Source organism: Microbacterium sp. Soil_C_42, from assembly GCF_057656735.1.
The window spans coordinates 116,255-131,780 of the sequence record NZ_JBDGJU010000004.1 but is presented as its reverse complement, the minus strand read 5'-3'; the positions used below and the strand labels follow the sequence as shown (position 1 = coordinate 131,780).

The 15,526-nt window shown below is 70.4% G+C and carries 14 protein-coding genes; 13 read left to right on the top strand and 1 reads right to left on the bottom strand.

Annotation, left to right across the window (positions count from 1 at the left end; all coding sequences use genetic code 11):
* Positions 1 to 31 precede the first annotated feature (31 nt).
* The 5 genes from AC3A46_RS04510 to AC3A46_RS04490 all read left to right on the top strand — a co-directional run bounded on the left by AC3A46_RS04510 (position 32) and on the right by AC3A46_RS04490 (position 6,028).
* Positions 32 to 1,678 carry an ABC transporter substrate-binding protein gene (locus AC3A46_RS04510; RefSeq protein ID WP_487664013.1) on the top strand — a complete coding sequence of 549 codons (1,647 nt, stop codon included), beginning with the start codon at positions 32 to 34 and terminating at the stop codon, positions 1,676 to 1,678.
* A 76-nt stretch (positions 1,679 to 1,754) separates the two neighbouring features.
* Positions 1,755 to 2,708: an ABC transporter permease gene (locus tag AC3A46_RS04505; protein ID WP_487664059.1), complete on the top strand. Its 954-nt coding sequence runs from the start codon at positions 1,755 to 1,757 to the stop codon at positions 2,706 to 2,708.
* Entirely contained in the window at positions 2,708 to 3,571 is an 864-nt protein-coding gene (locus AC3A46_RS04500) for an ABC transporter permease (RefSeq protein ID WP_487664012.1), read from the top strand. Before AC3A46_RS04505 ends, AC3A46_RS04500 begins: the two co-directional genes overlap by 1 nt.
* Entirely contained in the window at positions 3,568 to 5,481 is a 1,914-nt protein-coding gene (locus AC3A46_RS04495) for a dipeptide ABC transporter ATP-binding protein (RefSeq protein WP_487664011.1), read from the top strand. The genes AC3A46_RS04500 and AC3A46_RS04495 overlap by 4 nt, the downstream gene beginning before the upstream one ends.
* Before the next feature lie 43 nt (positions 5,482 to 5,524).
* A complete protein-coding gene (locus AC3A46_RS04490) occupies positions 5,525 to 6,028 on the top strand; it encodes a 2'-5' RNA ligase family protein (protein ID WP_487664010.1) in 504 nt (167 codons plus the stop codon).
* A 24-nt stretch (positions 6,029 to 6,052) separates the two neighbouring features.
* On the opposite strand, the gene AC3A46_RS04485 is transcribed toward AC3A46_RS04490, so the two are convergent.
* Entirely contained in the window at positions 6,053 to 6,760 is a 708-nt protein-coding gene (locus AC3A46_RS04485; RefSeq protein WP_487664009.1) for a YqaJ viral recombinase family protein, read from the bottom strand.
* Between the two features lie 113 nt (positions 6,761 to 6,873).
* On the opposite strand from AC3A46_RS04485, the gene AC3A46_RS04480 reads away from it, so the two are divergent.
* The 8 genes from AC3A46_RS04480 to AC3A46_RS04445 all read left to right on the top strand — a co-directional run bounded on the left by AC3A46_RS04480 (position 6,874) and on the right by AC3A46_RS04445 (position 15,519).
* Positions 6,874 to 7,509 carry a 4a-hydroxytetrahydrobiopterin dehydratase gene (locus tag AC3A46_RS04480; protein WP_487664008.1) on the top strand — a complete coding sequence of 212 codons (636 nt, stop codon included), beginning with the start codon at positions 6,874 to 6,876 and terminating at the stop codon, positions 7,507 to 7,509.
* 293 nt (positions 7,510 to 7,802) lie between these two features.
* A complete protein-coding gene (rplJ, locus tag AC3A46_RS04475) occupies positions 7,803 to 8,318 on the top strand; it encodes a 50S ribosomal protein L10 (protein ID WP_045300342.1) in 516 nt (171 codons plus the stop codon).
* Positions 8,319 to 8,362: 44 nt separating this feature from the next.
* Entirely contained in the window at positions 8,363 to 8,749 is a 387-nt protein-coding gene (rplL, locus tag AC3A46_RS04470; RefSeq protein ID WP_203580323.1) for a 50S ribosomal protein L7/L12, read from the top strand.
* A 308-nt stretch (positions 8,750 to 9,057) separates the two neighbouring features.
* Positions 9,058 to 9,984 (top strand): carbohydrate ABC transporter permease, encoded by a 927-nt coding sequence (locus AC3A46_RS04465; RefSeq protein WP_487664007.1) that lies wholly within the window; start codon positions 9,058 to 9,060, stop codon positions 9,982 to 9,984.
* Positions 9,971 to 10,894 carry a carbohydrate ABC transporter permease gene (locus AC3A46_RS04460; RefSeq protein ID WP_487664006.1) on the top strand — a complete coding sequence of 308 codons (924 nt, stop codon included), beginning with the start codon at positions 9,971 to 9,973 and terminating at the stop codon, positions 10,892 to 10,894. The genes AC3A46_RS04465 and AC3A46_RS04460 overlap by 14 nt, the downstream gene beginning before the upstream one ends.
* A 95-nt stretch (positions 10,895 to 10,989) precedes the next feature.
* Positions 10,990 to 12,327: an ABC transporter substrate-binding protein gene (locus AC3A46_RS04455; protein WP_487664005.1), complete on the top strand. Its 1,338-nt coding sequence runs from the start codon at positions 10,990 to 10,992 to the stop codon at positions 12,325 to 12,327.
* A gap of 232 nt (positions 12,328 to 12,559) precedes the next feature.
* Positions 12,560 to 14,416, top strand: coding sequence for a DUF6807 family protein (locus tag AC3A46_RS04450; RefSeq protein WP_487664004.1), 1,857 nt, complete (start codon positions 12,560 to 12,562; stop codon positions 14,414 to 14,416).
* The gene (locus AC3A46_RS04445; protein ID WP_487664003.1) at positions 14,413 to 15,519 is read left to right on the top strand and encodes a Gfo/Idh/MocA family protein; all 1,107 of its coding nucleotides are present in this window, start codon (positions 14,413 to 14,415) and stop codon (positions 15,517 to 15,519) included. Before AC3A46_RS04450 ends, AC3A46_RS04445 begins: the two co-directional genes overlap by 4 nt.
* The last annotated feature ends 7 nt before the right edge of the window (positions 15,520 to 15,526 follow it).

Genomic DNA, 15,526 nt, shown 5'->3' with positions numbered 1-15,526 from the left:
CGACACCGCCGTCACACCCCCGAGGAGCACCATGATCCGCACCCGACGCACCCGTCGCCTGCTCGCGTTCGCGGGCACCGGCGTGGCCGCGGCGCTCGTCCTGTCCGCGTGCAGCGCCGACACGTCGAGCCCCGACGCCACTGCCGCCCCCGAGTGGGAGTACACCGCCCAGACGGCCGCGCCGTCGGGGGACATCGACTCGTACTCGTGGGTGAGCTACTCCGAGCCGTACTCGCTCGACTACGCCTACGCGTTCGACTACGCCGACAACCAGGTGCTCGCGAACGTCTGCGAGTCGCTGCTGCGGCTGAACCCCGACTTCACGCTCTCGCCCGGCCTGGCGGAGGCGTTCGACCACCCGACGCCCGAGACGTGGGTCTACACGATCCGCGACGGCGTCACCTTCCACGACGGCACGCCGCTGACCGCGGCCGATGCCGTCGCCTCCCTGAGCCGGCATCTCGATCCCGAGGTCGGTTCGTCGTGGTACTCGGCGTATCAGAACGTCGCGTCGATCGAGCAGACCGGCGACCGTCAGGTGACGGTGACCATGAACGGCCCCGACTCGCAGTTCAACCTGGCGATGGGCGGATCGGCGGGTGTGGTCGAGTCCGCCGCGGCACTGGCCGAGAAGGGGCCCGACTACGGCAACTCGACGGGGCTCGTCAACTGCACAGGCCCCTTCGCGCTCACCGAGTGGAAGTCGGGGGAGTCGGTCACCCTGACCCGCTACGACGGCTACTGGGACGACACGCTGCGCGCCCGCGCCGGCGAGGTCGAGATCCTCTTCATGACCGACCCCAACGCGCGCGTCAATGCGCTGAAGTCAGGCGAAGTCGACGGCGGCTGGATGATCCCGGCTGACGCGATCGGGCAGCTGCAGGACTCCGGCGAGGGGGACATGCACTTCGGCCTCAACACCGCGGTCGGCAGCCTCATCGTGAACAACATGGAGGGTCCGCTCGGCGACGAGCGCGTGCGCCGGGCGCTGCTCATGGCGATGGACCGGCAGGGGATCCTGGATGCTGCGGCCAAGGGCTACGGCGAGGTCACGAACGCGCTCACCACCGAGTCGGTGTGGGTCGGCGCGAGCGGGGCGGGGCTGAAGGAGGCGTTCGAGGGCCTGGAGGAGTACCCGTACGACGTCGAAGCGGCGAAGAAGCTCATCGACGAGGCGGGGGTCGCGGGCGAGGAGATCGTGATCGCCACCGCGCCGATCAGCAACGAGTTCACCGTCGTCTCCCAGGGAGCGGCCGCCGCCGCCCAGTCGATCGGCCTCACGGCGACCATCGAGACGGTGAGCCCGAGCGCGTACACGGCGCTGTTCTCCGACCCGAGCGCGCGCGAGGGCATCGACCTGTTCTACACCTCGTGGTACCTGTCGAGCCCGGATCCGCTCGAGATGTACAGCGTGCTGCGCACGGGCGAGTTCAGCAACTACGGGAACTGGAGCGACGCCGAGTTCGACGCCCTCGTGAACGAGGCCGTCACGATCGACGACCCCGCGGCGCGCAGCGAGGTCACCGCCCAGGCGCAGCGCATCGCGAACGAGCAGCTGCCGTGGCTGCCGCTGTTCCAGGGCCCGATGACGCTGTTCCTCGGCGACCGGGTGACCGGTGTCGCCCCGTCGGTGGCGTTCATGTACTACCCGTGGGCGGCGACCATTGGCTCCCGCTGACGTGAGCGCGGGCCCGGCGGTCGCCGCCGGGCCCGGCCGGCATCGGCGGCGGGCCCGAGGCGGCGCAGGAGCGGCGATCGCCGTCCGCCGGATCGCCGGCAAGCTGGGGGGCCTCCTGCTCACGCTGTTCCTGGCATCCGTGCTCGTGTTCTTCTCGCGCTTCCTGGTGCCCGGCGATCCTGTGGCTTTCCTGCTGCGCGGCCGCAAGCCCAGCCCCGAGGCGGTGGCACAGGTCACCGCGCAGTACGGTCTCGACCTGCCGCCGTGGCAGCAGTACCTCAACTGGGTGGCGGGGCTCCTGCACGGTGACCTGGGGCGGTCGCTGCAGTACCGGCAGGACGTCACGGCGGTGCTCGGCGAGCGGCTGCCCGTCACCCTCGGGCTGGTCGTGATGGCGGGCACGATGATCGCGGTCGTCGGCCTCATCGCCGGCGCGATCGCCGCCCTCCACCGGGGCCGCCTCGCGGACCGCTCGATCCTCATCGGGCTCACCGTGCTCGGCGCGATCCCGTCGTTCGTCGGGTCCATCGTGCTCATCGCGGTGTTCGCGGTGCAGCTTGGATGGTTTCCGTCGTTCGGGTCGGGCGAAGGCTTCTGGGACACGGCCTACCACCTCGTGCTTCCGTCGATCGCCCTCGCGATCGTGTTCGTCGTGCTGGTGGGCAAGGTGACGCGTTCGTCGATGATCGACCAGCTCGACCGCGAGCACGTCGAGGTCGCGATCAGCCGCGGCATCAGGCGCGGCACGGTGATCCGCCGTCACGTGTTCCGCAACGCCGTCGGGCCGATCCTGACGGTGAGCGGGATGCTGGTGGCTGGCCTCCTCGTCGCGAGCTCCATCGTCGAGGCGGCCTTCGGCCTCGCCGGCATGGGCTCGCTGCTCGTGCAGTCGGTCGACCGCCTCGACTTCCCGGTCGTGCAGGCGATCGTCCTCCTCGTCGTGACCGCGTTCGTGCTCGTCAACGCCGTGATCGACGTCCTCGAACCCTGGATCGATCCGCGATCCGCTGCCGGAGCCGGTGCCCGATGATGACCACGACGCCCACCCTCGCCGTCAAGGTGCTGCGCGCACCGCGGCTGCCCCGCACCAGCCTGACGTTCGCGATCGCACTCGGAGTCCTCGCCGCGATGACGCTGGCCGCGATCTTCGCGCCGTTCCTCGCACCGTACAACCCCGACGCCGTCGACTTCGCCGCGGTGAACGCGCCGCCGAGTGCCGCGCACTGGCTCGGCACCGACGGTCTCGGCCGTGACACCTTGAGCCGTCTCATCTACGGCGCGCGCACGGCCCTGCTGGGCCCGCTCCTCGTGGTGATCGCGTCGACGGTGCTCGGCATCCTCCTCGGGCTCGTCGCCGGCTGGCGCGGCGGCTGGATCGACTCGGTGCTCGGTCGCCTGTTCGACGTGCTGTTCGCCTTCCCGTCCCTGCTCATCGCGATCATGGCGGTCGCGCTGTTCGGCAAGGGGCTGGTCGCTCCCGTCATCGCGATGAGCATCGCCTACGCGCCGTTCGTCGCGCGCCTCACCCGCTCGCTCATCGCTGCCGAGCGCACGCGGCCCTATGTCGCGGCATATCGCGTGCAGGGCTTCGGCGGTGCGTGGATCGCGCTGCGGCGCGTGCTGCCGAACGTCACCCCGATCGTCGGGGCGCAGTCGACGCTCAACTTCGGGTACGTGCTCGCGGAGCTCGCAGCCCTGTCGTTCCTCGGCCTGGGTGTGCAGCCGCCCACCGCCGACTGGGGCGCGATGATCAACGAGGCGCAGGCCGGGCTCATCGGCGGGCACTTCCTGCCCGCGATCGTGCCGGCCGTGGCCGTCGTCGTTGTCGTCGTGGCCGTCAACATCATCGGAGAAGAGCTCTCCGACCGCATCGGTGGGGAGACCCCGGCATGAACGCAACCGAGACCGTCACCGATCCCGCCGTCGCGCCGGCCGCGCCGAATCCGGCATTGCTCGACATCCGCGACCTCACGCTCGACCTGCCCGACGGCACGCGGCTTCTGCACGGCATCTCGCTGTCGGTGGCCGCGGGCGAGACCGTCGGCCTCGTCGGCGAGTCCGGGTCGGGAAAGTCGCTGACCGCCCGCACCGTGCTGGGGCTCGTTCCCGACCGCTCCACGATCACCGGCGAGGTCGTGCTCGACGGCGCCGGAGTGCTCACCGCCCGTGCGCCCGAGCTCCGGAAGCTGCGTCGTCGCGGCGCGGCGATGATCTTCCAGGATCCGCGGGCGGGCATCAATCCGATGAGGACGATCGGCGATCACCTCACCGAGGCGCTCCGCCTCGCAGAGGGATGGTCGACGGATGCTGCGCGCGCACGCGCCGTCGAGCTGCTCGAGGCGGTGCGCCTCCCGCGCCCCGAAGACCACCTGCGCCAGTTCCCGCACGAGTTCTCGGGCGGGATGCTGCAACGCGTCATGATCGCGGGAGCCCTGACGACGTCGCCGAAGCTCCTCGTGTGCGATGAGCCCACGACGGCTCTCGACGTGACCACCCAGGCGGAGATCATCGGCGTGCTCACCGAGCAGCGCGCCAGCCGCGGGATGGGCATGCTCTTCATCACGCACGACCTCAACCTCGCGGCGTCGTTGTGCGACCGCGTGTACGTGATGAGCGGCGGGCGGGTCGTCGAGCAGGGCCGCGCGCACGAGGTGCTGCGCGACCCGCGCGCCGAGTACACGCGGCGCCTCGTCGCCGCGACCCCGACCCTCGTCGGCGCCGCCCCGGGCTCGACCGCGGACCAGAGCATCGGAGGTTCTGCGGGGCACGCCGGGTCGCAGCATCCATCCGCCGGCGTGTCGTCCATGGCCTCCGACTCCGTGCACGGCGACGGCGGCGTGGTCCGCACGGCCGGCCGCGAGGTCCCCGCCGCGCGCCCGGACGAATCCGCACGACCGATGCTCGAGGCTGCGGGGGTGTCGAAGACGTACGCCCGCCGGGGCAAGGAGCCGGTGCGCGCGGTGATCGGCGCCTCGGTCGAGGTGCCTCGCGGCGGCGCGCTGGGGGTGGTGGGCGAGTCGGGGTCGGGCAAGTCGACGCTCGCCCGCATGATCGTGGGGCTCGAGGCCGCCGACACGGGCGACATCCGCGTCGACGGTCGCGAGCGCACCGCGGTTCCCCGCAACCGGCGCGAGCGGCTCGCCCACGCACGCAGCGTGCAGATGGTGTTCCAGGATCCGTACCTGTCGCTCGACCCGCGCATCACGGCGGGTCGCGCGATCGAAGACGCCCTGCGCCTGCACACCCGGCTGAGCGCGACCGAGGCACGGACGCGGGTGCTCGAGCTGCTCGCCCAGGTCGGACTGGGGGAGAAGCACGCCGCCGCGCGGCCGCGGACCCTCTCGGGCGGTCAGCGGCAGCGCGTCGCCATCGCCCGCGCCCTCGCGATCGAGCCGGACGTGCTCGTGATGGACGAGGCGACGAGCGCGCTCGACGTCTCGGTGCAGGCCCAGGTGCTCGACCTCGTCGACCGGATCCGGCGGGAGCGCGGACTCACCGTGCTCTTCATCAGCCACGACCTCGCCGTCGTCAGGCGCGTGTGCGACGAGACCGTGGTGATGCGCCGCGGTGAGATCGTCGAGCGCGGTCGCACGGCGGAGCTCCTCGCAGCCCCGCAGCACGAGTACACGCGGCTGCTCATCGACTCGGTGCCGAAGCCCGGGTGGGACGCCGAAGCGGCGGGTGCCGAGGTCGAGGCCGCGGGTGTCGATGGCGGCGTACCGGACGCGGGTGCGGACGACGGCGATGCGGAGGCCGCAGCAGTGGAGGCGGCGAAGGTCGAGGCGGCCGGGCAGGCGCGGTGAGCCGGGTCCGGCGGAGGACACCGGCGCGCGGGAGGATGGAGGGGTGTTCAGTGTCGAACTGATTCCGGATGCCGAGATCGACGGCGTGCTCCGGGAGGACTGGGACCGGCTCCTCGGCGCGGACCTGCCGAGCGCAGGACGCAACCCGGCGCCCAGCAACCGCCCCCACGTCACGCTCGCGGTGCGGGACCATCTCGAGCCGTCGGCCTTCGCCGGCATCGCCGAGATGCTCCCCGTACCCCTCGAGCTCGGAGGGGTGCTGCTCCTCGGCCACCGGGATCGGTACGTGCTCACGCGCCAGGTCGTCGTGACCTCCGCCCTGCTGGAGATCCACCGCGTCGTGGCCGAGCTCGCCGGCAGGCCCGAGCCCCGCTACTCGACCACGCGGATCGACCACTGGACGCCGCACATCACCCTCGCGCGCGGGCTGACCGCGGTGCGACTGGCGACGGCCATGCGCACGATCAGGGCCCCGCACCTGAGCGGAGAAGCCGTCGGTGCGCGGGTGTGGGACGCCGAGAACCGGCGCGTCATCACGATCCGGTGAGTGCGGCGCCGGCTGCGCGAGCGGTCAGTCCGCGAGGGCGAGCGCGCGGAACGGCTCGCGCGGCGCGGCGGGCGGCTGCGGGGTGCGTGCCGGCTGCTGCCGTGCGCGCATGGTGCGCAGGTAGAGCTCGTCGATGAGGGAGGTCGCGAGGCGCACGAGCTTCGCGATCTCGGCGTCGTCGCGGTCGACCCACGCGCAGCGGGGCTCGTCGTCGACGGGCACGAAGCCGTCATGCTGCTCCCACGCGACCAGCGTGCGCTCCGCGCCCAGCACGTGCTGCTGCCACCACACCTGGCGGAGGTAGCCCCGCGGGATGCTGCGCCACGCCTTGTTCGTCGTCTTGATCTCGGCGAGGGTGATGCGACCCACGCTGTCGACGGCGATGCCGTCGGGGGTCGCGAGATGGCGCTTCTCGACGACCGCGTGGAAGAGCGCGGACGACGGCTGGATGCCGTGGGTCGCGGCGACCCACGCTGCGATCTCCGGCTCGCGGGCGCGTCCGTGCGCGGTGTACGCGTTGCCCGAGAAGCCCGAGCCGAGGAGCTTCGCATCGGCCGCGCGGGCGATCGCCCTGTCGGAGGTGAGGGTGGCGACGTCCGTCGCGGTGATGCCCCGGGACCGCGCGCGCACCCAGGCCACCCGGTCGCGCGAGTCGGCGACGATGCGGGCGGCGACCTCCGGTGCCTGCGTCGCGAGCCCGGACGGGTGCGCGACGGAGGGAACGGGATTCACCCTTCGAGGCTACGCCGCCGACCAGACATCCGCCGCCTGCGACGCACCGCGGTCGCCGGGCCTGCGGCGCGCAAGGGGGTTGCGGTCGGCGGCCACGGTGGCATTCTCGGGGCATGGACACCATCACTTCAGGCGAGTTCCGCGCGTTCCCCGGTGTCGAGGACTGGCATCCGCGCGTGACCGGGGCGTTCGCGCTGTTCCGCACCGGCACGTTCGCCGCCGGGGCGCAGCTGTTCGGCGCGATCGCCGAGCTGGCCGAGGCGGCCGACCACCATCCCGACGTCGACGTGCGGTACACCTCCGTGCGCGTGCGGCTCATGACGCACTCGGCAGGCGGGCTGACGCACAAGGATGCGGCGCTCGCCGCGCAGATCTCGCAGGCCGCGCGCGAACTCGACATCCCGGCCGACACCGCGCGAATGCTCGACGTGATGCTCGCGCTCGCCACCCCCGACCCCGGCGCCGTCGTGCCGTTCTGGAAGGCGGCGACCGGATTCTCGGAGGTGCGCGACGGCGTCCTGTTCGACAAGGACGGACGGGGCCCGCTCATCTGGTTCCAGCCGGTCGACAAGCCGCTGCGGGGTCGGTCGCACCTCGACGTCAACGGACCGCGGGACGTCATCGAGAAGCGGCTCGACGCCGCGCTCGCCGCGGGCGGCGTCATCGTCGACGACTCGCACGCGCCCGAATGGTGGACGCTCGCCGACGCCGACGGTCACAAGGTCGACCTCTGCCCCTGGCGCACCTGACTCCTCCTTCCGGAGGCGTCGCGCACTGGGGGCTCGATTTGGCGGACCGTGCGCGATCGCGTACCCTTGTGGAAGCCGAAGACCGCCGGTCATCGACGTGCGTGCGAACGCATGAAGATCGAAGCTCTGCAACGCAGGGGCCCGCGCAGGTGTCACGAACGATTCTCCTGGATTCAGGAATCCCGCTCCGTGCGCTTGCGCCGGAGCTTTTTTGTTGCCGCGACGAGGATGACCGGGAGCCTTCGGCCGGCGCCCCGCCACCGCGGAGCGTCTCATTCACACAAGGAGTGGCCATGGCGCAGAAGGAAGCATCGGTCGCCGAGCTCACGAAGCACTTCGAGGACTCGACCGCCGTTCTGCTGACCGAGTACCGCGGTCTGACGGTTGCCCAGCTCAAGGAGCTGCGCAACAGCATCCGTCAGGACGCGGAATACGCCGTGGTGAAGAACACGCTGACCAAGATCGCCGCGAACAACGCGGGGATCACGTCGCTGGACGACGACCTCAAGGGTCCGTCGGCCATCGCATTCGTGCACGGTGACCCGGTCTCCGTCGCGAAGGGTCTTCGTGCCTTCGCCAAGGCACACCCTCTTCTCGTGATCAAGGGCGGTTTCTTCGACGGAAACCCCCTGAGCGCTGACGAGGTCAACAAGCTCGCCGACCTCGAGAGCCGTGAAGTCCTGCTGGCGAAGCTCGCCGGTGCGATGAAGGCCTCGATGACCAAGGCGGCATACGTCTTCAATGCGCTTCCGTCGAAGGCCGTCCGCACGGTCGACGCGCTGCGCGAGAAGCAGGAGTCCGCGGCCTGACATCGGGCCTCGGCGTAGCAAAACCACAATCAAGGAGAAACATCATGGCAAAGCTCAGCACTGAGGAGCTGCTCGACGCGTTCAAGGAGCTCACGCTCATCGAGCTCAGCGAGTTCGTCAAGGCGTTCGAGGAGACCTTCGACGTCACCGCCGCCGCCCCGGTCGCGGTTGCCGCTGCGGGCGCGCCCGCCGGTGCCGCTCCGGAAGAGGCCGAGGAGAAGGACTCGTTCGACGTCGTCCTCGAGGCCGCCGGCGACAAGAAGATCCAGGTCATCAAGGTCGTCCGCGAGCTCACCTCGCTCGGCCTCGGTGAGGCGAAGGCCGTCGTCGACGGTGCTCCGAAGGCCGTCCTCGAGGGCGCCAACAAGGAGACCGCCGACAAGGCGAAGGCCGCTCTCGAAGAGGCCGGCGCGACGGTTACCCTCAAGTAATCCCGCGCTGCTTCTGCAGCGAATCAACGAAGGCCCCGGATGCTCGGCATCCGGGGCCTTCGTCGTGCCGGCGGCGGCCCGCCTACCCGCGAGACTGCGCATTCTGTGAAACCCCTTTCTCGCGAATCTGTCAAGCTCCACCGTTGATTTCGCCGGAGGACTTGCGCTTCAGCATCCCTTCTGGCAAGAATGAGAAAGCGCATTCCAGAAAGCGCATTCTCACCCTCGAAGACGAGACCGGAGGATTCGGTGACGACGACGCACCGCCCCAGAACGCGGCCCCCACGGTGCGCACGCGGAGCATCCGCATGAGCGCGATCAGCGAGCTCGGCAAGCTCAAGACAGCGAAGGGCGACGGCAAGAAGCAGAACAAGGCCGCCTACCTCTTCCTCGCCCCGTGGTTCGTCGGGCTGGCGCTGATCACGATCGGCCCGATGGTCGCATCGTTCGGCCTGTCGTTCACGCGGTACAACCTGCTCAGCCCGCCGAAGTGGATCGGCGTGCAGAACTACGCCCGCATGTGGGAGGACGAGCGGCTGCACTCCGCCCTCCAGGTGACGTTCACGTATGTGTTCGTGTCGCTGCCGCTGCAGCTCGCCGTCGCGCTGTTCCTCGCGATCGTGCTCGACCGGGGCCTGCGCGGGCTCGCCTTCTACCGGTCGGCCTTCTACCTGCCGTCGCTTCTGGGGGCGAGCGTCGCCATCGCGATCCTCTGGCGCCAGATCTTCGGTGTCGACGGACTCGTGAACCAAGTGCTCGCCGTATTCGGCATCGAGGGCCAGGGCTGGATCTCGAACCCCGACACGGCCCTGGGCACGCTGATGATCCTGAACGTCTGGACGTTCGGCTCGCCGATGGTGATCTTCCTCGCCGGCCTCCGTCAGATCCCGACGATGTACTACGAAGCGGCCGACGTCGACGGGGCCAGCCGGCGGCAGCAGCTGTTCCGCATCACGATCCCGCTGCTCACACCGATCATCTTCTTCAACGCCGTGCTGCAGCTGATCGGCACGTTCCAGTCGTTCACGCAGGCGTACATCGTCTCGGGCGGCACCGGCGGTCCGGTGGACTCCACGCTCTTCTACACGCTGTACCTGTACCAGCAGGGCTTCACGAACTACAACATGGGCTACGCATCGGCCATGGCGTGGCTGCTGCTGGTCATCATCGGCATTCTGACCGTCCTGATGTTCTGGACCTCGAGATTCTGGGTTTTCTACGATGACCAAGATTGACGACGCCGCCACGACGGCCCCGCTCGCGACCGAGACGATCGTCACCGGACGCCAGCCGCGCACCCGCCGGCGGAGCCCCTTCCGCAGGCCGATGGCGAGCATCGTGCGCCATACCCTGCTCATCGCGCTCGCGCTCGCGATGCTCTATCCCGTGATCTGGATGGTCGTCAGCTCGCTGCGCCCGAACGACGAGATCTTCCGCGATCCGAGCATCATCCCCGACAGCTTCGAGGTCTCGAACTACACCGACGGCTGGAACGCGCTCGCCTACCCGTTCAACGTGTACATGTGGAACTCGGCACTGATCGTGCTCGGCTGCATCGTCGGCAACCTGGTGTCGTGCTCGATGGCCGCCTACGCCTTCGCGCGGCTGTCGTTCACCGGCAAGCGGTTCTGGTTCGCGGTGATGCTCCTGAGCATCATGCTCCCGATCCACGTGATCATCGTCCCGCAGTACGTGCTGTTCTCCCAGCTGGGATGGGTCAACACCTTCCTGCCGCTGATCGTGCCGAAGCTGCTGGCCACCGACGCGTTCTTCATCTTCCTGATGGTGCAGTTCATCCGCGGTATCCCGAAGGAGCTCGATGAGGCCGCGCGAATCGATGGCGCGGGTCACCCCCGGATCTTCCTCCAGATCATCCTGCCGCTGATGGTCCCGGCGCTTGCGACGACGGCGATCTTCACCTTCATCTGGACGTGGAACGACTTCTTCTCGCAGCTGATCTTCCTCACCAAGCCCGAGCTGTACACCGTGCCCCTGGCGCTGCGGTCCTTCGAGGACGCGCAGAGCTCCACCAACTACGCCCAGATGTTCGCGATGAGCGTCGTCTCGCTCATCCCGATCTTCCTGATCTTCCTGTTCGGCCAGAAGTTCCTCATCAAGGGGATCGCGACGACCGGGATCAAGTGACGCTCGCGTCACGCACTGCTTCGCGGGCCGCCGGGCCCACCCTCATCACAACGCACCAACACCACTCACCGACTTCGGTCGAAAGGATGCAAGACATGCGACGCACCACAACCGCACCGCGCTGGTTGCTGCTGACCTCCGTCGGCGCAGCGACGATGCTGACGCTGACGGCGTGCGCGGGTCAGGCGGAGACCCCCGCCACCGGCCCGACACTGTCCGACGAGCCCGTGACACTCAGCTTCACCTGGTGGGGCAACGACGTCCGCCACGGGATCACCGAAGAGCTCATCGCGGCCTTCGAGGCCGAGCACGAGAACATCACCATCGAGCCGCAGTACACCGACTGGGCGGGGTACTGGGACAAGCTCGCCACCACGGTGGCGGCCGGCGATGCGCCCGACATCATCCAGATGGACGAGAAGCAGCTCTCGACGTACGCCGCGAACGGCGTGCTGCTCGACCTCGGGACCCTCGGCGACCAGCTGCCCACCGGCGACTTCCCGGAGTCGGTGCTCGGCACCGGCGCGCTCGACGGCACGCAGTACGGCATCCCGGTCGGCATCAACACGTACACGTACATGGCGAACGTGGATGTCCTCGAGAGCCTCGGCATCGAGTTGCCCGACGACGAGACGTGGTCGTGGGAGGACCTCAACGAGGTCGCCGAGGAGGTCACCGCCGCCAGCGGCGGCGCGGTCGTCGGCTCGCAGTCGTGGGGCTTCGAGGACGGCGGCCTCAACAACTGGCTGCGCCAGCATGGCGAGTCGCTGTACGCCGAGGACGGATCTCCGGAGGTGACCGCGACCGAGAAGACGCTCGCCGCGTGGTGGCAGAACCTGCTCGATGTCACCGAGGCCGGCGGCACGCCCGTTCCCTCTGCGACGATCGAGCGCGAGTCGGCCGGCCTCGCGGAATCGTTCACCGCGACCAACCAGTCGGCCTTCGGACCGTGGTGGTCGAACCAGGTCGCGGCGCTGCGTGACGCGAGCGGTCAGAACCTCGTGCCGCTCATGGTGCCGATTCCGGACGAGGGCGAAGAAGCCGCCGCGTACTACAAGCCCTCGATGTTCTGGTCGGCGTCGGCCAAGACCGAGCACCCGGCCGAGGTCGCGCTGTTCCTCGACTTCCTGGCGAACAGCGAGGAGGCAGCCGACCTGCTGCTCGCCGAGCGCGGCGTGCCGGCCAACGAGAAGATCCGCGAGTACATCACCCCCAAGCTCGACGAGGTCAACCAGGAGGTCGTCGACTTCCTCGACAAGATCGCTCCGCGCGTGGGCGACGCGCCCCCCGCCACCCCGCCGGGGGGCGGAGCCATCGAGACGATCATCGACCAGCACACCCAGCGGGTGCTGTTCGGCGAAGTGACGCCCGAGGACGCCGCGGCGAGCTTCATCGCGGAGCTGCAGCGGGCGCTCGACGACGCCGCCATCTAGCCGACGAGCGGGGTCGCGCCCATCCGAACGCGCGACCCCGTCGTCCCCAGGACCGCGCGGGGCCGGACCGAAGTGATGAGGGGTCCGGTCCCGGGCGGGCACGCCGCCCGGGCCGGCGGACTGCGGCCCGGGACGAGCGCCCACGGCGGGCAGGTCATCCGCTCGCATGTCATCGGCCCGAATGCGCCGCACCGGGCCCGAACACGCCCACTATGGAGAGAGGAGGGGTTCCTTGAGCGAGGTCACGTCGCGCCCGATCACGATGGCGCAGGTCGCACAGCACGCCGGTGTGTCGCAGGCATCCGTCTCGCGCGTCCTCAACGGCGTCGCCACCGTCGACCCCGCGATCGTCGCGAAGGTCAACCGCGCGGTCGCCGCACTGAACTACTCGCCGAGCGAGGCGGCGCGCAGCCTCGTGAGGGGGAGCAGTCACACCATCGCGCTGCTGGTGCCCGACCTCGAGAATCCGATGTTCCAGGGCGTGCTCAAGGGCCTCACCGTCGCCGCCGCCCGCGACGGCTACCGCGTGCTCGTGGCCGACAGCGCGGAGGCCGTCGGCGTCGAGGCCGACATCGCGAGCGAGGCCCGCAGCAAGTGCGACGCGCTCGTGCTGGTCTCACCCCGCGTGCCGGACGCCGAGCTGCGCGATCTGATCCAGCGCACCACGCCGGTCGTGGTGGTGAACCGTCGCGTCGACGACACCGCGGCGGCCCAGCTGTCGGTCGACTACGCCACGGCCGTCAAGGAGCTGGGGATGCACCTGCGCGGCTTCGGCCATCGGCGCATCGCTTACGTCGCGGGCCCGGCCCTCAGCTACGCGAACGAGCAGCGGGCTCTCGGGCTGGGGGAGCTCGCCCGGGACCACCCCGACCTCGAGTTCCTCACCATTCCGGCGGGATCGAGCATGGAAGCGGGTTACGACGCCGCCGACGCCGTGCTCGAGACCGGGGCCACCGCCGCCATCGCCTTCAACGACCTCGTCGCGCTCGGGCTCATGTCGCGCCTGCGCGAGGTCGGCGTGGAGGTGCCCGAGCAGCTCTCCATCGTCGGGATCGACGACATCCCGCAGTCTCGTTTCGCCGCCCCTCCGCTGACGACCATGTCGGTCCCGCGGATCGAGATCGGGCGGCAGGCTTGGAATCGCATGCGTCAAGCACTGGACGGCGAGAGCGCCGACCACCCCCTGTTCTATCGGCCCGTCCTGGTGGCGCGCCACAGCTCCGGTCCGGCGTCCCACGCCAGCGGCTGGGTGGGTCCTGCCCGCCCGGTGCTGCGCCTGGGGTCGACCGTCGTCGCCCAGTACGAGGAGGGCGTGAACGTCGACTCGGTGCTGTCGCCGCGGCCCTATCTCGACGCCGTGATCTCCCGCACAGGCACCCCGCTCACCGTGACCGAGCCGACCGACCACCCTCACCACCTGGGCGTGAGCCTGGCCATCGCCGACGTCAACGGCACGTCGTACTGGGGCGGGCGCACGTATGTGCGCGGCGAGGGGTCGGTCATGGTCCCCAACCACGGACGGCAGCGCCGGGACCGCCTGCACATCGACGGGCACGCGCTCGACGAGCGGCTCAGCTGGGTCGACGAGCACGGCACGACGCAGCTCGTCGAAGTGCGCGAGCTCCGGTCGGCCGAACTCGCGAACGGCTGGGCGCTGCGCTGGCGCAGCCGCCTCAAGGCGACCCTCGACGCGATCACGTTCGGCTCGCCGGCGACGAACGGGCGTGACGGCGCGGGCTACGGCGGCATCTTCTGGCGCTTCGCCCCCGAGATCGCCCGCGTCTTCAGCCCGGTCGGCGACACCGAGCGCGACGTGCACGGCGCGGCGACTCCGTGGCTCGCCTTCTCCTTCCCCGAACGGGGCACGACCGTCGTGCTGACCCAGGGTGACGAGCGACTGCCGTGGTTCGTGCGGTTCGCCGAGTACCTGGGCGCAGGGCCGTCCGTCGCATGGGACGCGCCCCGGACGATCCCCGAGGGAGGGGAGCTCAGCCTCGAGCTGACGGCGTACGTCCTCGACGAGGAGCTCGCCGACGCCGGTGCCGTCGAGGCGGCCCTTCCCGCGCTGCGCGCCGAGGCGGGGCTGTGACCGGACGCCTCCGCGTCGGCGTCGCCGGCGTCCACGGCCACGGGCGCCGCCACGTCGACGCGGTGCTCGCCGCTTCCGGCCTCGAACTCGTCGCCGTCGCCGACCCCCGGGGCGGCGGCGACGTTCCCTCCTCGACGCGGGTCTTCGCCGACGCCGTCGCGATGATCGACGCCGTCCGCCTCGACATCGTCGTGCTCAGCACCCCGATCCCCACCCATGCGGGCCTCACCCGGCTCGCGCTCGCCCGCGGCGCGCATGTGCTGCTCGAGAAGCCGCCGGTGCCGTCCGTCGCCGATCACCACGAGCTCGTCAGCGCGGCGGATGCTGCGTCCCGAGCCGTGCAGGTCGGTTTCCAGTCGCTGGGGAGCGCCGGTGTGGCGGCGACGGCCGAGGTCGCAGCATCCGGGATCATCGGCGACGTGCTCCACTACGGGGCAGTGGGGCAATGGGCGCGGTCCGAGGAGTACTGGCGGCGCGCGCCGTGGGCCGGGCACCGCGTTCTCGATGGCCGGCTGGTCGCCGACGGCGTCGCGACCAATCCGCTGGCCCACGCGATCGCGACGGCGCTCGCGATCGCCGGTGCCGCCGCCCCGGAGGACGTCGTCGGGATCGACGCCGACCTCCGCCGCGCGAACGACATCGCCACCGACGACACGTCTTCGCTCGTCATCGACCTGCGCGGCGGAGCGCGGGTGGCGGCCGGGCTCGCGGCGACCGCCGCGGAACGCCATGAGCCGTACGTGCTCGTGCGCGGCAGCCGGGGCTTCCTGGTGTACGTCTACACGCTCGACACCCTCCACGTCCATCGCGACGGAGCGGCGCTCCCGCGCACCTACGCGTTCGAGCGCACCGAGCTCCTCGACAACCTCGTCCGGCACATCCGCGGCACCGACGAGCTGCTCGCCCCGCTCGAGCGCACCGGTGCTTTCACCCGCGTTCTCGAGGAGATCGTCACCGGTCCGCCGCCGACGCCCATCGCGCCCGCGCTGGTGCGGGTCGACGAGTCCGCCGGCGAGACCTTCCGCGTCGTGACCGGAGTCGAGGACGCCGTGGAGCGCGTGGCGTGGGAGGCGCGCACCTTCCGAGACCTCGCCGTGCTCTGACGCACGG